At 67.3% G+C, this 20,558-nt stretch carries 23 protein-coding genes; 12 read left to right on the top strand and 11 right to left on the bottom strand.

The annotated features are described in order from the left end of the window. Positions 1 to 106 precede the first annotated feature (106 nt). Positions 107 to 997, bottom strand: a complete 891-nt coding sequence (locus C8D78_RS05240) for a YflT domain-containing protein (protein ID WP_120950889.1) — start codon at positions 995 to 997, stop codon at positions 107 to 109. A gap of 77 nt (positions 998 to 1,074) precedes the next feature. On the opposite strand from C8D78_RS05240, the gene C8D78_RS05245 reads away from it, so the two are divergent. From C8D78_RS05245 to C8D78_RS05255, 3 genes are read left to right on the top strand one after another with little or no spacing between them, the layout of a single operon-like run. Next, entirely contained in the window at positions 1,075 to 2,358 is a 1,284-nt protein-coding gene (locus C8D78_RS05245; protein WP_120950891.1) for a magnesium transporter MgtE N-terminal domain-containing protein, read from the top strand. Continuing rightward, on the top strand, positions 2,339 to 3,112 hold the full coding sequence (locus tag C8D78_RS05250; protein WP_120950893.1) for a DUF1003 domain-containing protein: 774 nt from the start codon (positions 2,339 to 2,341) through the stop codon (positions 3,110 to 3,112). The genes C8D78_RS05245 and C8D78_RS05250 overlap by 20 nt, the downstream gene beginning before the upstream one ends. An 11-nt stretch (positions 3,113 to 3,123) precedes the next feature. Beyond that, complete coding sequence (locus C8D78_RS05255; RefSeq protein ID WP_244208265.1) at positions 3,124 to 4,311, top strand: Mrp/NBP35 family ATP-binding protein; 1,188 nt, start codon at positions 3,124 to 3,126, stop codon at positions 4,309 to 4,311. A 109-nt stretch (positions 4,312 to 4,420) separates the two neighbouring features. On the opposite strand, the gene C8D78_RS05260 is transcribed toward C8D78_RS05255, so the two are convergent. The 3 genes from C8D78_RS05260 to sigE form a co-directional block, all read right to left on the bottom strand. Further along, positions 4,421 to 4,801, bottom strand: a complete 381-nt coding sequence (locus tag C8D78_RS05260) for a twin-arginine translocase TatA/TatE family subunit (protein WP_120950895.1) — start codon at positions 4,799 to 4,801, stop codon at positions 4,421 to 4,423. 81 nt (positions 4,802 to 4,882) lie between these two features. Continuing rightward, positions 4,883 to 6,010, bottom strand: a complete 1,128-nt coding sequence (locus C8D78_RS05265) for a hypothetical protein (protein ID WP_167467853.1) — start codon at positions 6,008 to 6,010, stop codon at positions 4,883 to 4,885. 107 nt (positions 6,011 to 6,117) lie between these two features. Then, on the bottom strand, positions 6,118 to 6,771 hold the full coding sequence (gene sigE, locus C8D78_RS05270; RefSeq protein WP_120950899.1) for an RNA polymerase sigma factor SigE: 654 nt from the start codon (positions 6,769 to 6,771) through the stop codon (positions 6,118 to 6,120). A 427-nt stretch (positions 6,772 to 7,198) separates the two neighbouring features. Between sigE and C8D78_RS05275 the strand changes: the two genes are divergently transcribed. From C8D78_RS05275 to C8D78_RS05285, 3 genes are all read left to right on the top strand, one after another. Further along, entirely contained in the window at positions 7,199 to 7,585 is a 387-nt protein-coding gene (locus C8D78_RS05275) for a nuclear transport factor 2 family protein (RefSeq protein ID WP_120950901.1), read from the top strand. Between the two features lie 168 nt (positions 7,586 to 7,753). Continuing rightward, positions 7,754 to 8,095 carry a YciI family protein gene (locus tag C8D78_RS05280; RefSeq protein ID WP_120950903.1) on the top strand — a complete coding sequence of 114 codons (342 nt, stop codon included), beginning with the start codon at positions 7,754 to 7,756 and terminating at the stop codon, positions 8,093 to 8,095. Between the two features lie 135 nt (positions 8,096 to 8,230). After that, on the top strand, positions 8,231 to 8,863 hold the full coding sequence (locus C8D78_RS05285; protein ID WP_120950904.1) for an O-methyltransferase: 633 nt from the start codon (positions 8,231 to 8,233) through the stop codon (positions 8,861 to 8,863). Positions 8,864 to 8,984: 121 nt separating this feature from the next. On the opposite strand, the gene C8D78_RS05290 is transcribed toward C8D78_RS05285, so the two are convergent. From C8D78_RS05290 to C8D78_RS05305, 4 genes are all read right to left on the bottom strand, one after another. Then, positions 8,985 to 9,152, bottom strand: coding sequence for a DUF3117 domain-containing protein (locus C8D78_RS05290; RefSeq protein WP_079550332.1), 168 nt, complete (start codon positions 9,150 to 9,152; stop codon positions 8,985 to 8,987). 286 nt (positions 9,153 to 9,438) lie between these two features. After that, positions 9,439 to 10,815 (bottom strand): hypothetical protein, encoded by a 1,377-nt coding sequence (locus tag C8D78_RS05295; protein ID WP_120950906.1) that lies wholly within the window; start codon positions 10,813 to 10,815, stop codon positions 9,439 to 9,441. Next, complete coding sequence (locus tag C8D78_RS05300) at positions 10,812 to 11,168, bottom strand: DivIVA domain-containing protein (RefSeq protein ID WP_120950908.1); 357 nt, start codon at positions 11,166 to 11,168, stop codon at positions 10,812 to 10,814. The genes C8D78_RS05295 and C8D78_RS05300 overlap by 4 nt, the downstream gene beginning before the upstream one ends. 35 nt (positions 11,169 to 11,203) lie before the next feature. Continuing rightward, complete coding sequence (locus tag C8D78_RS05305; RefSeq protein ID WP_425266674.1) at positions 11,204 to 12,082, bottom strand: LOG family protein; 879 nt, start codon at positions 12,080 to 12,082, stop codon at positions 11,204 to 11,206. 213 nt (positions 12,083 to 12,295) lie between these two features. Here C8D78_RS05305 and C8D78_RS05310 point away from each other — a divergent pair, with 213 nt between their 5' ends. From C8D78_RS05310 to C8D78_RS05325, 4 genes are all read left to right on the top strand, one after another. After that, positions 12,296 to 13,051 carry an amino acid ABC transporter ATP-binding protein gene (locus C8D78_RS05310; protein WP_120950910.1) on the top strand — a complete coding sequence of 252 codons (756 nt, stop codon included), beginning with the start codon at positions 12,296 to 12,298 and terminating at the stop codon, positions 13,049 to 13,051. Positions 13,052 to 13,109: 58 nt separating this feature from the next. After that, the gene (locus C8D78_RS05315) at positions 13,110 to 13,994 is read left to right on the top strand and encodes a glutamate ABC transporter substrate-binding protein (protein WP_120950912.1); all 885 of its coding nucleotides are present in this window, start codon (positions 13,110 to 13,112) and stop codon (positions 13,992 to 13,994) included. Between the two features lie 98 nt (positions 13,995 to 14,092). Then, positions 14,093 to 14,743 carry an amino acid ABC transporter permease gene (locus C8D78_RS05320; protein ID WP_120950914.1) on the top strand — a complete coding sequence of 217 codons (651 nt, stop codon included), beginning with the start codon at positions 14,093 to 14,095 and terminating at the stop codon, positions 14,741 to 14,743. Beyond that, positions 14,740 to 15,576: an amino acid ABC transporter permease gene (locus tag C8D78_RS05325; protein ID WP_120950916.1), complete on the top strand. Its 837-nt coding sequence runs from the start codon at positions 14,740 to 14,742 to the stop codon at positions 15,574 to 15,576. Before C8D78_RS05320 ends, C8D78_RS05325 begins: the two co-directional genes overlap by 4 nt. Positions 15,577 to 15,700: 124 nt before the next feature. Here the strand turns inward: C8D78_RS05325 and dapE are convergent, their stop codons facing one another. Then, positions 15,701 to 16,855: a succinyl-diaminopimelate desuccinylase gene (gene dapE / locus C8D78_RS05330; RefSeq protein WP_208641882.1), complete on the bottom strand. Its 1,155-nt coding sequence runs from the start codon at positions 16,853 to 16,855 to the stop codon at positions 15,701 to 15,703. A gap of 139 nt (positions 16,856 to 16,994) precedes the next feature. Here dapE and dapD point away from each other — a divergent pair, with 139 nt between their 5' ends. Next, positions 16,995 to 18,017 (top strand): 2,3,4,5-tetrahydropyridine-2,6-dicarboxylate N-succinyltransferase, encoded by a 1,023-nt coding sequence (gene dapD / locus C8D78_RS05335; RefSeq protein WP_120950918.1) that lies wholly within the window; start codon positions 16,995 to 16,997, stop codon positions 18,015 to 18,017. A 109-nt stretch (positions 18,018 to 18,126) separates the two neighbouring features. Then, positions 18,127 to 18,978 carry a hypothetical protein gene (locus C8D78_RS05340; RefSeq protein ID WP_425266675.1) on the top strand — a complete coding sequence of 284 codons (852 nt, stop codon included), beginning with the start codon at positions 18,127 to 18,129 and terminating at the stop codon, positions 18,976 to 18,978. Positions 18,979 to 19,082: 104 nt separating this feature from the next. On the opposite strand, the gene C8D78_RS05345 is transcribed toward C8D78_RS05340, so the two are convergent. Both C8D78_RS05345 and C8D78_RS05350 read right to left on the bottom strand, forming a co-directional pair. Continuing rightward, positions 19,083 to 19,694 carry a hypothetical protein gene (locus tag C8D78_RS05345; protein WP_120950922.1) on the bottom strand — a complete coding sequence of 204 codons (612 nt, stop codon included), beginning with the start codon at positions 19,692 to 19,694 and terminating at the stop codon, positions 19,083 to 19,085. A gap of 58 nt (positions 19,695 to 19,752) precedes the next feature. Continuing rightward, positions 19,753 to 20,424, bottom strand: coding sequence for a TetR/AcrR family transcriptional regulator (locus tag C8D78_RS05350; protein ID WP_120950924.1), 672 nt, complete (start codon positions 20,422 to 20,424; stop codon positions 19,753 to 19,755). Between the last annotated feature and the right edge of the window lie 134 nt (positions 20,425 to 20,558).

Below are 20,558 nucleotides of genomic sequence, written 5' to 3' on the forward strand. Positions count from 1 at the left end.
CCTGCCCGCCTGATGCTCCCGCCGGCCAGCCGGCATGGCGGGAGCATCAGGACAAAGCAGAAAAGCGAGGGTCCCGGATGTCCGGGACCCTCGCTTTTTTGCTAAATCAGTGCTGCCGGCCGTCCTGGCCGGGCGCCTGCTTGTCAGCGTCGGTGACCCTGACGCCGTACTGCGGACGGCCGTCGGGGAGGTCCGGATACGTCACACCGGAGACGCGGCCGGCGGGGCGGGGCGCCTCTTCCTCTTCCGCGCCCGACGCCGCGTGGCCCGCGGCGTCGCCCTGCTGGGGCTGGCCACCCTGGTACTGGCCACCCTCGTACTGGCCGGCCGGGCCGCTGCCGGCCTCCGGGGTCCTCTGGCCGTACGGATCATTCCAGCCTGCCGGGCGCTGGGGCGCATGGCCGGGCTGCTGGGGGTGGTGCTGCTGCGGCTCCTGATGACGGTAGTCGTGCTGCTGATAGCCCGCCGCGGCTACGCCGGAGGCGTCATGCGGCGTCATCGGCAACTGGTGCAGCAGGCGCCGCGCCTCGCCGGCGGCCTCGAAGGAGACCACGACGTCGTAGTTAGTCGCCACCACCTGGCTGGTCGAGGTGAAGTCGCGCTTGCCGCGCTGCATGGCGTAGGTGACGATGCCGAAGAGCATGAAGAACGCAGCACCCATCAGCACGGACGTCACAATCGAGAAATACCCGGGGGTCGTGGAGAAGAAGGACAGCATGACGCCGACGAACAGGCCGAACCACATGCCGCTGAGCGCGCCGGACAGGGCTACGCGCGGGTACGTGAGCCGGCCGGTGACGCGCTCCACCATCTTCAGATCGTTGCCCACGATCGACACCATTTGCACGGGGAACTGCTGGTCGGCCAGGTAGTCCACCGCCTTCTGGGCATCCAGGTAGGAGTTGTACGAACCGACGACGTCACCTCTCGGGACAGCGCGCGCTTCGTCCGGGCCATTGGGGGCACCGGCCCTGGGAGCACCAAAAATGTTTGACATACGCCCATTCTCACCTATCCGGCTGGTGTGTGGCTGGAAATTCAGCTAAAAGAGAGCAGACTCGGTAGCCTGTATAAGTGAGTACAAATGTATCGCGGGTGTTTGTCGCGCGCCTCCTCGGACTGGACGTCTTCGACCCATTGGGCGACCGGCTGGGCCGGCTGCGCGACGTCGTGGTGCTCTCGCGCGGAACCAGGGGCGCCCCGCACGTGGTGGGCATCGTCGTCGAGGTCCCCGGCAAGAAGCGCGTGTTCGTGCCCATGACGCGGATTACCTCCATTGACCAGACCCAGATCATCTGTACCGGACTGGTCAACCTGCGCCGCTTCGAACAGCGCGGCGCGGAGACCCTCGTGGTAGCCGAAATGTTCGACCGCCGGGTCACCCTCGCGGACGGCAGCGGAGACGCGACCATCGAGGACATCGCCATGGACAAGCACCGCTCCGGCGACTGGTTCGTCAGTAAGCTGTTCGTGCGCCGCGGCCATTCACTCTCGCCGCTGAGCCGGCTGCGCCGCAACGAAACCATGATCATTGACTGGGCCGATGCCCGGCAGGGCGCCAAGACCGAGCCCCAGGCCGCCACCCAGTTCGTGGCAACGCACGAGGACCTCAAGCCGGCCGACTTCGCCGAAGCCCTCCAGGAAATGAGCGACAAGCGCCGCTTCGAGGTCGCCAGCGAACTCCAGGACGAGCGTCTCGCGGACGTCCTCCAGGAGATGCCCGAAGGTGACCAGGTGGAAATCCTCTCCGCCCTGGACGTCAACCGTGCCGCCGACGTCCTTGAGGAAATGGACCCCGACGACGCCGCCGACCTCCTCGCCGAACTCCCCAGCGCGCAGGCCGAGGAACTCCTGCAGCTGATGGAACCCGAAGGCGCCGAGGACGTGCGCCGCCTCCTCGAATACGACGAGGACACAGCCGGCGGCCTCATGACCCCGGTTCCGGTGATCCTGCCGCCGGAGGCAACCGTCGCCGAGGCACTCGCGCACGTCCGCCGGGAGGAACTTTCCCCCGCGTTGGCGTCCTCGATCTTCGTCGCCCGCCCGCCGCTGGAGACGCCCACCGGGCGCTTCCTCGGCGTCGTGCACATCCAGCAGCTGCTGCGCTATCCGCCGCCCGAACCGCTGGGCAACCTGGTGGACAAGAACCTGGAACCGGTCTCGGACCAGGCCCACATCAGTGAGGTCGCCCGGACGCTGGCAACCTACAACCTCAACTCGCTCCCCGTGGTCAACGAGGACGGACGGCTTGTCGGGGCGGTGACTGTTGACGACGTGCTTGATCATCTGTTGCCGGACGACTGGCGCGCCCATGAGGACGACGCCCCGATAAGGAAGCTTGGAGGCCGCATTGGCTGACTCCCCCACACCACGCACCTCCAACGCCCGGCCCGGAAGCCGGACCTCCGGCGGCCTCGACACGCCCCTGAGCGGCCGGCAACGCATCCTGCCGAACTTCCGGCCCGACCCGGACGCGTTCGGCCATGCCACGGAAGGTTTCGCCCGTTTCATGGGCACGCCCCAGTTCCTGCTCTACATGACCGTCTTCTGTGTCTTCTGGCTGGGCTGGAACACGTGGGCTCCGGTGGAATGGCAGTTCGACTCGCGGGCACTGGGCTTCACGCTGCTGACCCTCATGCTCTCCCTGCAAGCCTCCTACGCGGCGCCGCTGCTGCTGCTCGCGCAGAACCGGCAGGACGACCGGGACAAGGTCTCGCTCCAGCAGGACCGCCAGCGGGCCGAACGCAACCTCTCCGACACCGAATACCTGACCAGGGAACTTGCGTCCCTGCGCATCGCCCTGCGCGAGGTCGCCACCCGCGACTACGTCCGCGCCGAGCTGCGGAGCCTGCTCGAGGACATGCTGGAGGCACAGGAAGAACTGCGGACCCACGATCCTTCCGCCGGCGTCCACGAGACCCCGCGGGACAAGGTCAAAGAGAAAATGAAAGAGCGGCGCGACAAGCAGCGAAGCCCCCGCACGCAGCAGATTCCCCGGGTCAAGGCCGGACGCAAACGGGACACTCCGCCGGAGGACGCCACGGCGAACTCGTCCGCGTCCCCTGCAGACCCGGCCCGCCTCCCCGCGCACCGCACCTTTCCCGAAAGCTGAGCACCGCCCGCATGAGCACCCCGCCGCACCGCCCTTCCACGGACGCTCCTCCCCTGGAGAGCCCCGCCCGGAACCGTCCCGCCCTGGAAGAGGCCGTTCGCGCGGCACTTGCCACCGTGATCGACCCGGAACTCCGCCGTCCCATTACCGAGCTCGGCATGGTCGAGTCCGTGGAGGTCACCGACGGCGGCCGCGTGCGGATCGTGGTCCTGCTGACCATCGTGGGATGCCCGCTGCGCGGCACCATCACGGCCGACACCGAGGCGGCCCTGTCCGCCGTCCCGGGCGTCACCGGCGTCGAGGTTGACTTGCACGTCATGACCCAGGCCCAGCGCGACGCCCTCAAGGAGCGGCTGCGCGGTGCCGGCACCCAACGGGGCATCCCGTTCAATGAGCAGGGCTCGCTGACCAGGGTGTACGCCGTCGCGAGCGGCAAGGGCGGCGTAGGCAAATCCTCGGTGACGGTCAATCTGGCGTGCGCCCTGGCGGCCCAGGGGCTCCGTGTGGGGATCGTGGACGCGGATGTCTACGGGTTCTCCGTTCCGGCGCTCATGGGCATCACCCAGGCCCCCACGCGGGTGGACGACATGATCCTGCCGCCGGTCGCTTACGGCGTCAAGGTCATCTCCATCGGCATGTTCGTCACCGGAAACCAGCCCGTGGCCTGGCGCGGACCGATGCTGCACCGGGCGCTGGAGCAGTTCCTCACTGACGTCTACTTCGGCGACCTCGACGCCCTTTTCCTGGATCTCCCCCCGGGTACCGGCGACATCGCGATCTCCGTGGCCCAGCTTTTACCCAAGGCGCAGATCCTGGTGGTGACCACCCCCCAGGCGGCGGCGGCGGATGTTGCCGAGCGGGCCGGCGCGATCGCCACCCAGACCGGGCAGACCGTGGCCGGCGTCGTCGAGAACATGTCCTATCTTGAACTGCCCGACGGCGGCCGGATGGAACTGTTCGGCAGCGGCGGCGGGGCCGTGCTCGCCGAGCGCCTCTCGGCGACCGTGGGTACGGACGTTCCCCTGCTGGGCCAGATTCCCCTCGAAGTCCTGCTGCGCGAGGGCGGGGATGCCGGGGTGCCGCTGGTGCTGGGCCGGCCGGAAACCCCGGCTGCCGTGGCCCTGACGGGGATCGCCGGAAAGCTGACGTCGGTTCCCCGCGGTCTCACGGGCTTATCGCTTGGCCTCCAGCCCCGCTGACGACGGGCCACCCGCCAAGTAGGCTACGCGTTAAGGGGGCTGTGCGGGCGTGGGGGCTGCACGGACGTGGACGCTGGCGTCCGGTCCGGCGCATCCGGCCGGGGACGGCCTAGGTTGCCTCTGAGTCGAAGGGCGCCGGTTCGCCGTCGGCCAGGTGCTCGATGACCCGCGCCGGACGGCGCTCCGCGGCGGCCGTCGCGGCCATTGCGGGGGCCCCGGGGCTCACGGGCTTCGTGTCATCCTCCAGGAGGGCTTCCTTGATGATCCGGCGGGGATCGTACTGCCGGGGATCGTACTTCTTCCAGTCGACCTCATCGATATCGATGCCGACTTCTTCCTTGATCTGTTCCCGCGCACCCGACGCCATCCGTCGGACTTCCTTGACAATATTGGCAAGTTTCTGGGTGTATTCGGGCAGCCTGCTGGGACCAATCACCAGAAGGCCGATGATCAGCAGAAGTACAAACTCCGGTCCATTGATTCCAAGCACTTTAGGAAGATTACCCTCTCATTCAGGCTGGCGACGATTTGGCGAAGGGCTGGCGCCGATGATGTCGGCCGCATCCGTCCCTCACGGGGCCAGATGCTCCAGGATTCGGCTCAGTCCGCGCTCAATCCGCTCCGGAATGCCGTCGCGTGATGCCGGGGCCGGGGCTTCGCTTCTGACCCGGGTGAGGGCCGCGGCGCCGTCGCCGGCCTGTACGGCCGGCAGATCCGAAATGTAGGTGTACGTGCCCGCCGCGCTCTGGTAGATGGCCCGGTACGGCGGGGCCGGGTTGATCCAGAGCGCACCGTTGCGGGGCCGGGGGGCGGATGACAGCAGTCCGGCCGGGGCCGGGGTGAAGCCGTCGGCCCGGGCGGTGTGGCCGGTCAGGACATTGATGGGCGAAGCATCGGCCTGGGCGGGCGGAGTGCCGTGGACCTGGTCCGGGGAAATGTGCTGCTCGAGGACCGTGGCAAAGTGCCGGCCGTCCGTGAGCCGAAGTTCCAGGACTTTGACCCCGGACATGACGCCGGCACGGGCCCACATGAGATGGAACCCAAGGTCGCGCAGTTCCGGACAGGTCCATCCCTGGGCACGGAGCACGGTCAGCTGGCCGGCGCTCAGCGCGCCGGCGGGAGCGATGTCTGACCCGTCGCCTGGGCCGAACCCGACGCGGGGCGCATCGGCGTTCCCGGGGACCCCGGCACCGCCGGCGGCACCGGGCAGTTCCCCTGCCCCGAGCGGTTCGCCGGCATCGAGGGAACCGGCGGTATTGAGGGGACCGGCGGAATCCGGCCGTGCGAGGGCGCTGCCCTCGGCGCCGTCGGCGGGGATCCCGGCGTCACCCCCCATGAAGTAGGCGGTGCCGGCCATGAGGGCAAGGGCGGCGATGGCCCCGGCTCCCGCCAGGACAGGCCCGCGTGCGCCGCTTCGACGGCCGCCCTGAGGACGGGCCACCGGAACCGGCCCGTCGGCGAAGGGCCCGTCCGTCGCGGCCCGACCGGGAGCGGCCGGTCCTGCGGGCAGCCCGCCTGCCGGATCCCGGGGCGTGCGCTCCGGATCCGCATCAGTCCGTTCGGCGGCCAACTGCTCGGTCCGTGCGAGGAGCCGCGCGGTCAGGTCCTCGCTGGCCTCGGGCACGGCGGCGCCACGGAGCCGCTCAAGATACTGCCGTTCACGCTGTTGCCGGGCGCGGCACTCGGCACACGACGCCACATGGTCATGGTGGCTGGCGGCCCACAACCGCGTAGCGCCGCGGCTCCTAGCGGAGAACCTGCAGCCGGAACTTCCCAGTAAACGTTTCAGCAGACCCATTGACCGCTTCAGAGGAGGCCGGCGATGCGCGGCATCTTGAGCCGCGGCTTGAGGGACTGCTTGGCTGGCTGCGCCGGCCGCGGGTCACGGTGCGCGAGCTTCTCGCGCAGCATCGTCCGGCCCCGGTGGATCCGGGACCTGACGGTGCCGAGCTTGATGTCCAGCGCGGCGGCCACTTCGTCGTAGGAGAGCCCCTCGAGGTCGCACAGCACGACGGCGGCACGGAAGTCCGGGGGCAGCTCCTCGAGCGCCGCCTGAACATCGACGTCAAGGTTGTTGAACTCGAAACTTTGCTCCGGGCCCGGTTCCCGGCCGGGAAGCCGCGATTCGGCGTCGTCGGAGAGGGCATCGAAGCGGATGCGGTTCTTGCGCCGGGCCTGGTCCAGGAACAGGTTGGTGGTGATCCGGTGCAGCCAGCCGTCCAGTGTGCCGGGCTTGAAGTTCTCCAGCGAACGGAACACGCGGACGAAAACCTCTTGGGTGAGGTCCTCGGCGTCGTACTTGTTTCCGGTCAGCCGGTAGGCAAGGCGGTAGACCTTGGCGGAGTGGTTGGTCACCACTTCCTCCCAGGTCGGCCGGACCCACTCGGCTTCCGCCGCGGTGCCGGGCTGGCCGGCCGGATCAGTTGCCCCAGTTGCCGGGACAGGTGTCAGAACCGACATCGTCCGCTCCCCTCATGGATGGTACCTACGCCCGAAGCGGTGCCTGCTCGCACAGGTTCCGCACCCTTCATTCGACGCCGATCACCACGCGGATGAGCGGACTCCCATCATTTCAAAATAAACTGGGAATTACCTGACGCAGACCCGTCTTCAGCCCAAGGCGGAACGCCTGTCCCGGACGCCGGGCGCGCAGTTCCGCGCTTCATGCGGCGGTCTGCGAACACTGGGTGTCGCTGGAAAGGGCTTTGCGTCGGCATCCGGACAACCGGCGGTTCCCGCACCCATGATTTAGACCGCCCGCCTGCGGAGCTTCCCGTGCCAGGTGCCCGCCGCTAGGCTTTCGAAAAAACGCTGCGACCACCCGCGGGTTCCAGGCTTGCCTGTGGCCCGCGAGGAGGTCCCAGCGCCACTCACGAAAGGACCACCCATGCCGGACGCCTGCGTCGAGGGGATCGCACGGTCCTACATCCAGGCCGTTGGCTCCCACAATATGGACACCCTTGATACTTTCCTCGACGAGGATCTCGTAGCCACATTCGCCGGCACGGTTCTCGACAAGGCCGGCTGGATGGCGGCACTCAAGCGCCTCCTCCCGGTGCTGGTCCGCAATGAGATCCGGGAGGTCTTCACTGACCGCGACCGCGCCTGCATCGTGTACGACTTCGTCACCGATACGGCTGCCGGTGCCGTGAGGTGCATTGAGCTGCTCACGATCACCGCAGACAAAATCCGCGAGATCGAACTCGTCCTGGATCGGATCGCCTTCGCCCCCGTCAACGAGTCCTTGAAGGCCCGGATTCCACCGCCCCGATGAAGATCACCATCACTTCGCTGTGAGAGGCGCTGAGAGAAGCGCGCCCCGCGGACATTCACCAAGCAACGCAGCGGCGAGACTGCACCAGCGACCGCCGAGAGCCTTGCGTCGGCAAGATGGCATCGGCGAGGATGAATGCGATCCCCGTGCCGCGAAGAAGGAGCCGTGATGACCAAGTACCTGATCTCGTTTCCGAGTGCCGCCATGGACTTCCCTGACGAAGAGCTGCAGGCCGTTTCGGATGCGGCGCATGCGGTGGTTCAGGAGGCGAAGGACGCCGGCGTCTGGGTGTTCGGCGGCGGCATCGATGAGAGCATCCCTCCGGTCATGGTCGACGGCGATGGAACCGTGCGCGAGGGCACGTACCCGCAGACGGCGCAGCTCGAAGGCGGCTACTCGGTGCTGGAGCTGCCCTCCTATGAGGCGGCCTTGGAGTGGGCCGCCAAGATCGCGGTCTCCTGCCGTTGCGCGCAGGAGGTGCGCGCTTTCCAATACGACCCCGCCAGCTAGCACTCGCAAAACTGCGCCAAAGGGCAATCGCCTTCCCGGCCGCCGGGGCCACGGCGCTGCCGCCTCCGTGTCCCGTCCCGCCGGACACAGTACGCTGTAGTGAACACTCCCCTGCCGCCCAGAAAGCGATATCCCATGAGCGCCGATAAGTCCACGAGCTGGTCCTATGCAGAAGATCTGCCTGCCGAGGATGAGGTCCTGTTGCACGCGCGCGAACGGTCTTTCGAGCTTGGCGTGACGCCGATCGGTCCCGGGGTGGGTGCCGTGCTGACGGTGCTGGCGGCTGCGTCCAAGGCACAGACCGCGGTGGAGATCGGCACCGGCGCCGGGGTGTCCGGCGTGTGCATCCTGCGCGGGCTGGGTCCGCAGGCTGTCCTGACGACCATCGACGTCGACGTCGAGCACCTCAAGGCGGCACGGGAAGCGTTCCATGAAGCGGGCAGCCCCGCCAATCGCACCCGCACCATTTCGGGCCGGGCCGGGGATGTCCTCCCCCGTCTGACGGACAGCGCGTACGACCTCGTGTTCATTGACGCCGACAAACCGAACTACCCCAGCTATGTGGAACAGGCCGTGCGGCTGCTCAAGTCCGGCGGCCTGCTGATTGTCAATGACGCGCTCGACAAGGACCGGGTGGCGAATCCGGCAGCCCGGGATGCCACTACGGTGGTGCTCCGCCAGATCGGCAAGTCCATCCGCGACGACGACCGCCTCGCCTCTGCCATGCTGCCCACCGGCGACGGCCTGCTGATCGCGGTCAAGAAGTAGCGGCCGCAACCGCAGGCCCGCCCAGGCGTCACAGGTGACGTGCCGGGCGCCGACAACAAAGGGCGGGGTCCGCAGCCTGATGGCTGGGACCCCGCCCTTTTGCGAATCTCTTGGTGCGGAGCTATTCGGTGACGCCTACGAGGCATTCCTTGAGGTTTGTCGCCTCAGCAGCGTTGAGTTCCACCACGAGTCGCCCCCCGCCTTCGAGCGGAACACGCATGATCAGGCTTCGTCCCTCTTTTGTCACTTCCATAGGGCCGTCGCCGGTGCGTGGTTTCATTGCCGCCATAAGGAATATCCCCTCCATTAGTCCCTGACATACCAGCCCGGCCGGGCTGCGTCCGCTTGGTCAATCTAGCCGTCCGGCAGCACTCCACGAGGCCGCCATGACAAACCGTTCACAGATGAACCGCGTGCGAATAATCAGTGTGTGTTTATTCAGTGCGCTGTTATTCAGTGTGCTTCTTGTCCTTGCTTATCCTCTATTATCGCGTAACAATGCGCCCGGAGCTAATCGTTGGACTTTCCCGCGCGCCCCGCAAAGCCGGGCCGGTGCCGCGAAATGGTGCCGTGCGTCACGGCGGATAGTCCCCTCCGCCCGGCAGCGGGGCCCACGCCCACAACCACACAATCCAGACGATCTGCAGCAGCACAAACATGACCACCACCGCCCCGCGGTAAGCGCGGGAGCGTGAGAGGAGTGCCGCGCTCAGGGCGAGCGGGAACAGCGGCAACAGCATCCTAAACGTGCTGGTCTGGGGCTGCAGGAAGACCAGCAAATACCCCATGTAGCACCAGCACCAGAGCCGCAGCTCGGTGCCCAGCGCCACCACGGGCCGGGACATCATCAGCAGGGTGAACGCGGCAACGAACACGAACGGCGCCAGTATCCCGAGCGTCGGGCCGAACAGCATGATGCCGGTATCGAACCACGGCTTGAAGGGCACCAGGTCAGCGCCGCGCCATGCGGTTTCGGTCTTGGTGTAGGCGCTCGGATCGCCAGTCGCGGCCCAGGCGATGGCCGGCCACAGCAGAGCACCGATCCCGCTGACAACAGTGAGCCCGGCCAGGGACCAGAGCTGGGAGGTGGCGTGCACCGGACCGCCGCGCGGGCGCCCGGTTGCGAGGCCGTCGGTTGCGAGGCCCTCGGATGCGAGGCCCTCGCTTGCAGGGGTCTGGCCTGCCGGGGCCTTGGCCGCCAGACGCTCGGATGCGAGTCGTTGCCACATCCGGTACAGGAACAGCAGCCCCGTCATCGCGGCGAACGGCACGCCGGTGGGCCGGGAGAGGCACATCAGGACCACTACGGGCATGGCCCACAGGTACCGGCGCTCGAGGACCAGGAGCAGCGCGGCGCCGAGCAGCAACAGGTTAAGGGATTCGGCGTAGGGCACCTGTAACACCGGTGCCACCGGAAAGGCCGCCAGGAAGACGGTCCCCCACAGCGCCGTGCGGTGGGGGGCCCGGTGCCGGAAAATTCTGTAGGCCACAAGGGCAGCGCCAAGCCCGGAGAATAGCGCGATGGCCGTCAGCGACCACGCGGGGCCCGTGCCCGTGAGTCCGGAAACCACCCGGCCCAGGACGGGAAACAGCGGGTAGAAGGCCCACGTGTTCTCCTCGACGGTACCTGCGGCGCTGGTAGGCAGCAGCGCCGGGTACCCGGTCTGGAGCGCATCGGCGTACCAGCGGGCATCCCAGATATTGATGAAGTTCCAGTAGTCCGGCTTGGCGGGAAACCACGGATTCACGCCCTGGTGCAGGGCGGCTGCCATGAAGATGCAGGCGCTGAGGAGGCGGGCGAGGGCATACAGGCCGGCCACCTGGGCCCACCACGGCCACCTCGACAACCGGTCGCCGGCCGCTGCGATGCGTTTCCACAGAACAGCGGTCAGCCCCAGCGGTGTCCGGGCCTCAGGCCCCGCGACGGTCTCCGGGTTGTCCACGTGGCTCACGGACCCTGCTCCGCCGGCGGGCGGAGGCGTTCCAGTTCCTCCCCGAGTGCCTCGATCTTCTGATCCTTGGCGACGATCTGGTCCCGCAGGTCATCCAGGACCTGGTCCACCTGGTCCATCCGGTAGCCGCGGAGCCCGACGGCAAAACGGAGCCGGTCGATGTCAGCCGCTGCCGCGTGCTCGGGCAGCAGCACCGGCGGCAGGGAGGCAACCGGCTCGTCGAAACCGTCCTCAAACGAGGCGGCCGCACCGCCGCCCCGGCCCCGGCCGAAGATCTTGGGCGCCAGGCCCGTGCCCAGGAGGACGGCGACGCCGATCAGCACTATCGCCAGGAAAACCAGGAAGAGACTCACTAGACCATCGTGCCAGACGCCGGCGGCCGGACGCTTCAGCCGCGCGTTCGGTTGCCGTCCCCGTTGCCGTTCCCGTTGGCGTTCCCGTTCGGGTTTCGGTGGCGGGCGGCACCCTCCACGACGAGTTCGACGGCCAGCGCGGCGTCGTCCACCACCTGCACGAGGTCGAGGTCCTCCTCGGAAACCATCCCCTCCGCGACGAGCGTGTCACGGACCCATTCGAGCATCGGGGTCCAGAAGGCGGTTCCCACCAGCACGATCGGGAAGGACGTGACTTTGCGGGTCTGGACCAGGACCATGGCTTCGAAGAGCTCGTCCAGGGTGCCAAGGCCGCCGGGGAGCACGATGAAGCCCTGGGCGTACTTGACGAACATGGTCTTGCGGGCGAAGAAGTACCGGAAGTTGATGCCCAGGTCCACCCATTGGTTCATGCCCTGCTCAAAGGGCAGTTCAATCCCCAGCCCCACGGAGATGCCGTTGCCCTGCACGGCGCCCTTGTTCGCGGCCTCCATTGAACCGGGACCGCCGCCCGTGATCACGGCCAGCCCGGCCTCGGCCAGTTTGCGCCCGACCTCGACGCCGAGCTCGTAGTTCAGGCTGCCCGGCAGGGTGCGGGCGGAGCCGAAGACGCTGACCGCGGGGCCAAGATCGGCGAGGGCGCCGAAGCCTTCCACGAACTCACTCTGGATCCGCAGGACGCGCCAGGGATCGGTGTGCACGAACTGCCCCGGCCCCTTGGTGTCCAGCAAGGTCTGGTCCGACATCGTGACCTTGGCGGCCTTGCGGCGCAGCTCGAGCGGGCCCTTATGGCGGATCCCGTTGGGTCCCGGAGTCATGCGGGCCTCCCGGGCAGGCTTCCCTGCGGCGTTGGGGTCGGCGTCTTGCTTGGGGCCTTGCTGCGGATCGGTACTCATGCCCATAGGCTAGCGCGGAACACCGGCTCCGCCGCTCCGGCACGTCGGCGGCGAAGCGTCCGTGCGAGCCGCCAAGGCCCCGCGGCGGCGGCGCCGCAGGGGCCGGCCGAGACACCGCCGGAGGCCCTGACGTGCAGGTATCTCTTGAATCACGATCCTCGCCAAAGGCAGTGATTGCGGTCATACCGCGTCAATCTTCGATAGATTCTTCTTATGACTACTCAAGTGCCCGGCGATGCGCTCGTCTCCCTGAAGGCCGTGAACAAGCATTACGGCCAGCTGCACGTCCTGAAGGACATCAACCTGAATGTCCGCAAGGGTGAGGTCGTTGTTGTCATCGGACCCTCCGGTTCCGGCAAGTCAACGCTGTGCCGAGCCATCAACCGCCTGGAAACGATCGACGACGGCGAGATCAGGATCGATGGCAAGGAACTGCCCGCGGAGGGCAAGGAACTGGCGAAGCTGCGCGCCGACGTCGGCATGGTCTTCCAGTCCTTCAACCTGTTTGCCCACAAGACCATCCTGGAAAACGTGACCCTCGGCCCGATCAAGGTCAAGGGTGTCTCCAAGGCCGAGGCCGACAAGGACGCCATGGCCCTACTGGAGCGCGTCGGCGTCGGGCATCAGGCCCCCAAGCTTCCGGCGCAGCTCTCCGGCGGCCAGCAGCAGCGCGTTGCCATTGCCCGCGCCCTGGCCATGAAGCCGAAGGTGATGCTTTTCGATGAGCCCACCTCTGCGCTGGACCCGGAAATGATCAACGAGGTCCTGGACGTCATGGTCCAGCTCGCCAAGGAGGGCATGACCATGATCGTGGTCACCCACGAGATGGGCTTCGCCCGCAAGGCCGCCGACCGCGTCGTGTTCATGGCCGACGGCCAGATCGTCGAGGACGCGACCCCTGAGGAATTCTTTTCCAATCCCAAGAGCAGCCGGGCCAAGGATTTCCTGTCCAAGCTTCTGACGCACTAAGTCCCGACGAGTTCGCACTCTGGCCGCCGGATGGCGGCCGTCCAATGAAAGGAATGTCATGAAGGCATTTTTGACCCGAAGGAAAACCCTTCTGGTTGCCGCATCCGCAGCACTCGCGCTCAGCCTGAGCGCCTGTGGCGGCAGCTCCTCCACTACCACTAACCCGCCCGTAGCCGAGAAGCCGAGCTTTGCTGCCGATTCCACCATGGCCAAGCTTTCAAACGCCGGAAAGATCACCATCGGCACCAAGTTCGACCAGCCCCTCTTCGGCCAGAAGGGCCTCGACGGCAAGCCGGTTGGCTTCGACGTCGAAATCGGCAAGCTGATTGCCGCCAAGCTGGGCATCCCCGCCGACAAGATCGAGTGGGTTGAAACGGTCTCCGCTAACCGCGAGGAGTTCCTCAAGCAGGGCAAGGTGGACATGATCGTCGCCACCTACACGATCAACGACAAGCGCAAGACCCAAGTTGACTTCGCCGGCCCGTACTACGAGGCCGGACAGGCCCTCATGGTGAACAAGGACAACAACTCCATCACCAAGCCCGAGGACCTCAAGGGCAAGAACGTCTGCTCCGTGACCGGCTCCACCCCGGCCCAGACGATCGTGGAGAAGTATGGAGCAGTCCTGGTTCCGGCCGCGACCTACTCCGCCTGCCTTGAGCCGCTGCGCAACCACCAGGTTGAAGCCGTCACCACTGACAACGTGATCCTGGCCGGGTTCGTGTCCAAGGAACCGGATGCGTTCAAGCTGGCCTCGGACCAGACCTTCACCAAGGAGCCCTACGGCATCGGCCTGAAGAAGGACGATAAGACCTTCCGCATGTGGATCAATGACCAGCTGGAGGCCTTCGCCAAGGACGGGTCCTACAAGAAGGCCTGGGACGCCACCGCCGGCACCGTCATCAAGACCGCGCCCGAGCTTCCCGCGATCAACCGCTACTAGTCGGCTGTGGCGGCTGCCGGGCAGCGGATTTTCCGCAGCTCGGCAGCCGCCACGCCCGTCTTCCGCATGGAATCCCCTCAACGCAGCTGAAGGAACTTATGGACGTCATCATTGAAAACCTCCCGCAGTATTGGGACGGTTTTCTCCGAACCCTCTTCCTGTCCGTGGTCTCGGGGATTATCGCCTTGATCTTCGGTACTGTGCTCGCCGCCGCCCGTGTCTCGCCCATCGCCGCGCTGCGCGGCTTCAGCATGGTGTACGTCGAGATCGTCCGGAACACGCCGCTGACCATCGCGTTCTTCTTCGCGGCCGTGGTTCTGCCCCGCCTCGGCATCACCTTCCAGCAGTTCGAGGTGGCGGCCATCATCGCGCTGAGCGCCTACACCTCGGCCTTCATCGCCGAGGCCGTACGCTCCGGCGTCAACAGTGTCCCGGTGGGCCAGGCAGAGGCCGCCCGCAGCATCGGCATGAAGTTCAGCCAGGTGCTCACCCTCATCATCCTTCCGCAGGCCCTGCGCACCGTCATCCCGCCGCTGATCAACATTCTGATCGCCTTGGTCAAGAACTCCTCCGTGGCCGGCGCGTTCTACGTGCTGGAGCTGTTCGGCCAAGGCAAGCAGCTGGCCAACGCCAACGGCGACGCGGTCGTGTGGGTCCTGGTCGGCGTCGCGTTCTTCTACCTGCTGATAACCATCCCGCTTGGCTACCTCGCCAACGTCGTTGAACGAAAGGTGGCAATCGCGCGATGAGTTCAGTTCTCTACGACGTCCCCGGCCCCAAGGCCCGCCGCATCTCGCTGATCGGCTCCATCATCGGCGTCGTCGTGATCGGTGGCCTCCTGGTCCTGGCGGTCATGACGCTCGCCCAGCAGGGAATCTTCGACGCCAACCGCTGGGCGGTGTTCCAGATTCCCGATGTCTGGGTGCTGATCGCCAATGGCATCGGCGCCACGCTCGCCGCTGCGGCAGTGGCGGCGGTGATTGCCTTCCCGCTCGGCCTGCTCCTGTGCCTGATGCGCATCTCGGACAACGCCTGGATCAGGGTGCCCACCCGGATCGTGCTGGAATTCCTGCGCGGCATGCCCGTGGTGCTGATGATGCTGTTCGTGCTGCTCGTCTTCGCCACCAGCTCGTTCGTCGCTGTCGTGGCCGGCCTGGTGCTGTACAACTCGGCGATTTTTGCCGAGATCATCCGCGCCGGTGTCCAGTCGCTGCCCAAGGGCCAGCGTGAGGCTGGCCTGGCGATTGGCCTCACCAGCTTCCAGTCCCGGCTGACCATTGAGCTGCCGCAGGCCATCCGGCGCATGCTGCCCTCGCTGGTGGCGCAGCTCGTGGTGCTGCTCAAGGACACCTCGCTCGGCTACATCGTTGCCTACGGCGAGCTGCTCCGGGCAGTGCAGGTCATGGCCGACTTCCTCGGCCCGCAATACCTGTTCCCGGTGTTCTTCGTGGCCGCGGCCATCTACATCGCCATCGACCTGGCCGTCTCCCGCCTCGCCATCTGGCTGGAGCGGCGCGGCTCCAGGCGCGCCGCCGGCGGCGTGGCGCACGTGCCGGTTGCCGGAATCCCGGCGGCCAAGTAGGTCTCCTCGGTTCAAGGCCCGTCAACGCATAAGCCTGTCAACGCATAAAGGGTCCGGAAACCCCGTGGGGTTTCCGGACCCTTTGTGCGTGCGGGTCGCTTGTCGGCGGTAAGCCCTAGGCGCCTTAGGCGCCGAGCCAGGTCCGGAGAGCCCTGAGGCATTCCCGGATCGCGTCCGCTTCAACGTGCTCGTTGTCCTTGTGCGCCAGCAGCGCGTCGCCGGGGCCGAAGTTCACCGCGGGGATGCCCAGCTCGCTGAACCGTGCGACGTCGGTCCAGCCGTACTTGGGCTTCGGCTCAGCACCGACGGCGGCCACGAACGATGCTGCGGCGGGGTGGGTCAGTCCCGGCCGGGCCCCGGCGGCGCTGTCCGTGCGGACGACGTCGAACCCGTCCAGCAGCTCGCGCACCACGGCCTCGGCCGCGTCCGGGGACTTGTCCGGCGCGAACCGGTAGTTGATTTCGACCACGCACGCGTCGGGGATGACGTTTCCGGCCGTGCCGCCGTGGATCTTCACGGCATTGAGGCTTTCCCGGTAGTCGAGGCCGTCCACGGCCACGGTCTGCGGCTCATACGCGGCGAGCCGGGCCAAAATGGGAGCCGCGGCATGGATGGCGTTGCTGCCCATCCAGGCCCGGGCCGAGTGGGCCGCTTCCCCGCGCGTCGTGGCCTCGAAGCGGATGGTGCCGTTGCAGCCGCCCTCCACTGTCCCGTCGGTCGGCTCGAGCAGGATCGCGAAGTCTCCGCCGAGCATGGACCCGTGATTGCGCACCAGCCGGCCCAGGCCGCTCTTCACGGCTTCGACTTCCTCATGGTCGTAAAAGACGAACGTGACGTCCTTGTCCGGTTCGGCCCCGGCGTCGAACATGGTCGCTGCCAGCGCCAGCTGCACGGCGACGCCGCCCTTCATGTCGGTGGCGCCGCGGCCGTAGAGAATGCCCTCCCCCGGGGCCCCGGAGGGCCAGTAAGACGGCACGGTCCCGAGCGAGCCCTCGGTGACGGGCAGGGGCACCGTGTCCAGATGGCCGGCCAGGATCACGCGTTCGGCGCGGCCGAGGTTGGTGCGGGCGATGATCGAATCGCCGTCGCGGACCAGCTCCAGCTGCGGCAGCCGGCGGAGGGCATGCTCAACGGCGTCGGCCAGCACTTTTTCGTTGCCGGAGACGCTGTTGATGTCGATCAGAGCGGCCGTCAGCAGGGCAACGTCCTTGCGGAGGTCCAGGTGGACGGCGGCCCGTACGGGATTGCTGGCAGGGGTGCGGGGGTTCGTGGCGGTCACCGTCCCACTTTATCCGTTCACCGCGCCCTTCCAGCCGGCTCCCGGCAGGGACCGTTTTCGCGCGTCACACGGCCGGCGGCGAGCCACTCGGGCTGTCATGAGTTTCAGCGCGCACGGACCCTCTCGTTAGACTTGGCGCATGACTGAAACTGCTGCTTCCGCTGTGCCCGCCGACGCCCGTTCTGACGCTCGTTCTGCCTATGGCTTCGGGGTGGCCACCGTGTCCATCCGCAACGGTGCCGCCACAGTCCTGGATGTATGGTTTCCGGCTCCGGCACTCGGCGTTGCGGCGCAGAACCTGCGTGATGTGGAGAACGCGGACCAGTCGCTGATGGAGATCGCCGCCAATGGCGCAGACGCGGACCGGGGCACGGAGCAGAAGGTCATCTTCGCCCAGATCAACCTCGACGAAGCACCCGCGGACACGGCGGACGCCTACCTTCGCCTGCACCTGCTTTCCCACCGGCTCGTGCAGCCCAACACCATCAACCTTGACGGGATCTTCGGCAAGCTTCCCAACGTGGTGTGGACCAACTTCGGCCCCGCAGCGGTGGAGGACTTCGAGCTCACCCGTGCACGCCTGCGCAAGCGCGGCGCGGTCACCGTCTTCGGCGTGGACAAGTTCCCGCGCATGGTGGACTACGTGATCCCCTCCGGAGTCCGGATCGCCGACGCCGACCGGGTCCGGCTGGGCGCCCACCTGGCCGAGGGCACCACGGTCATGCACGAGGGCTTCGTGAACTTCAATGCCGGAACGCTGGGCACCTCCATGGTCGAGGGCCGGATCTCGGCCGGCGTCGTCACCGGTGACGGCTCCGACGTCGGCGGCGGCGCCTCGATCATGGGCACCCTCTCCGGCGGCGGCAAGGAGCAGATCGCGATCGGCGAACGGGTTCTCCTGGGCGCCAACTCGGGCGTGGGCATCAGCCTGGGCGATGATTCCGTGGTGGAGGCCGGGCTGTACGTCACCGCCGGAACGCGCGTCCGTGTCGTTAGCCCCCGGGACGCCGAAGGCGAAGACACCAGCCGGGTGGTCAAGGCCATCGAGCTTTCCGGGGTTCCGAACCTGCTCTTCCGCCGCAATTCCACCACCGGCACGGTCGAGGCACTCCCCCGCAAGGGCCAGACCGTGGAGCTCAACGCGGACCTGCACGCCAACTGACCGCACCGGCTGGTACCGTATGGCGGGCGGCGTAGGCCGTCCCGAGGGGGCCGCCCCTTCGAAGACGCAGCCAATGATGCAGCCCACTAGGGCCTGAGGAGTTATTTTCGTGGCACGAAGAGGGAGCTGGCGACGCCGGATCGTCCTTCTGCTGACCCTTGCGATGGTCGCGGGCGCGATCTACACCGCGGTGGCTTTCCTGCAGCGCTCGGAAACGTTGATCACCGAGCGCTGCACCGCCGTGGGCAGCAGCGGCGACGACCTCGCCCCGGACCAGGCCGCCAACGCGTCCCTGATCACGGCCGTGGCGGTCCGCCGCGGGCTTCCCGCCCGCGCCGCCAGCATCGCGCTGGCCACCTCGATGCAGGAATCCAAGCTGCGCAACATCGGCCACGGGGACCAGGCGGGCCCGGACTCGCGGGGGCTGTTCCAGCAGCGGCCCTCCCAGGGCTGGGGCACAGCTGCGCAGGTGATGGACCCGTACCACGCCAGCAATGCGTTCTACGATGCGCTCGTGGAGATCGCCGGGTACCAGTCACTGGACATCACCGACGCCGCGCAGCAGGTCCAGCACTCGGCGTACCCCGGCGCTTATGCCCAGCATGAGGGAATGGCGCGCGCGTTTGCCTCTGCCTTGAGCGGACAGACGGCCGCGGGACTGGACTGCTCGCTGCGCTCCCCCGACGCCGCCGGGGACCCTGCCGTCGTCGCCGACGAGCTGACCACGGCGCTCGGCAATGTCGGGACGTCCGCCGCCGGCAGGACGCTGGTGGTGGACGCACAAGGCACCGAGGCCTGGGCTGTAGGGCAGTGGGCCGTGGCCAACGCCAAGGCACTCGCCATCACCAGCGTCGAGGTCGACGGCCGCGCCTGGAACCGGCAGTCCCGCGACGGCTGGCAGCCGGCACAGGTTCCGGCCGGCCAGGTCAGGGTCACCGTCGCCGCCACGCCCGGGACCTAGCAACAGAGTGCAACGCGGGGTCACCTACAGCCCGTAATTCCCCTCGGGACGGGCCGTAGGTGACCCCGCATTGCACCAGGCAGGTTGCCAGGGCAGGACCCGGCTCAGACGAGCAGGTCGACCACCGGCTGGACGTAGCTGCGGAAAAGTTCGGGCTGGGACAGGAGCTCGTGGCTCATGATGATCTTGTCGGGCTCGAGGTACCAGGCCCGCGGCTCCGCCAGCGGCAGCTCGATGATCGTCAGGCTGAAATCCCTGGCGGCCCGGCCCACCTCAAGCAGCCGGTCCTCCACCATGTCGGCCAAGAGCTCGTTGTTGCTGTTGGCTTCCCGCTCCGCTTCCATGGCCACGTATTCCGCGCGGCGTTCCCGGGCCCACGTCAGCGCGGCCCCAAAGTGCGCCTGCAGCACACGCCGCAGCGCCGGTGAATTGCTGAACGTGCCAAAGCCCGGCGGGGTAAGCTCGGGCGACATTTCCGGGTGCGCCTTGAGCAGCTGCTCCCACCATGCCTCCCACTCGGTCTTGAGCGCGGCGGGGCCGCCGGCCTCGGCGATCAGATGGGTATGGTCCGACGCGCGGATCTTCGGCGCCGCGTGGCACAGTGCCGGATGCCCCGCGGAGTCCAGACCGGCTGCGTCACGAACGTAAAGGGCGATGAGCATGGGACCAGAAGTATCCATCGTGATCCGCCAGCCAGGTCCGCCGGTGTGGTGCATCCAATTGCCTCCCTTGGCAAGAAGTACTATCTCAGTCTATTCCTGTTGTTATCGCACGTTAACGGCTCGCCACCCGGCCCGGCAGCCGGCGATTCAAGCCCTCCAGATGGGCCTCGAGCACGTCGCGGCACATCTGGGCCGTCATCCATTCCGGCTGCAGCAGCGCGTGCATCGTGAGCCCGTCCAAGACGGCCAGCAGCAGCTCAGCTTCCGTGACCAGCACCTGCTGGTCAACTCCGGCGGCCGCGTCGTCAGCCGCAGCGGTTGCAGAGGCGGTTCCGGCAACGCCCAAAATGAGGCCGCCGACGATTGCGGCCACGGCGCGATGGCTTCGGTCGGCCTCCGAGGTCAGGAACGGCTTTGTCCGCGCCGCGTTCTTGAAGGCCATCCAGACACAGGCGTCCACGGCGCGGTCCTCGTCCAGCGGAAGAAATTCTGCCAGCAGCGCCAATACGGCACTGTGGTGCTCCGCCGCCCCTGTCGGCAGGTCAGCCAGCCGGGAGTCCGCCACCGTAAGACGGCCGACGATCCGGTCCACTGCGACGGCGAACGCGTGGCACAGCAACTCGTCGCTGCTGGCGAAATAGTGCCGCACCGAGCCGACGGCCAGCTGGGCCTCATCCGCGACTTCCCGCAGGGAAGCCCGCTCAAGACCGTCCGTGGCAATGATCCGGAACACCGCGTCAACTATTTCCTGGCGCCGGATTACGGCGTCGACAAATTTAGGCACTGGTCTTTTTTAGCACGTCCGTGCCGCTGCCGTCCGGGGGCACACCGGGGACGACCGGCAGCGTGGCAGGGGTCACAGCCGGCGTCGCTCCCCCAGTACGACGCCGGCCGCGCACCTCAGCGAAGGTGCGCGGC

It is taken from the genome of Arthrobacter oryzae (assembly GCF_003634095.1).
GTDB classification, from domain to species: Bacteria; Actinomycetota; Actinomycetes; order Actinomycetales; family Micrococcaceae; genus Arthrobacter; species Arthrobacter oryzae.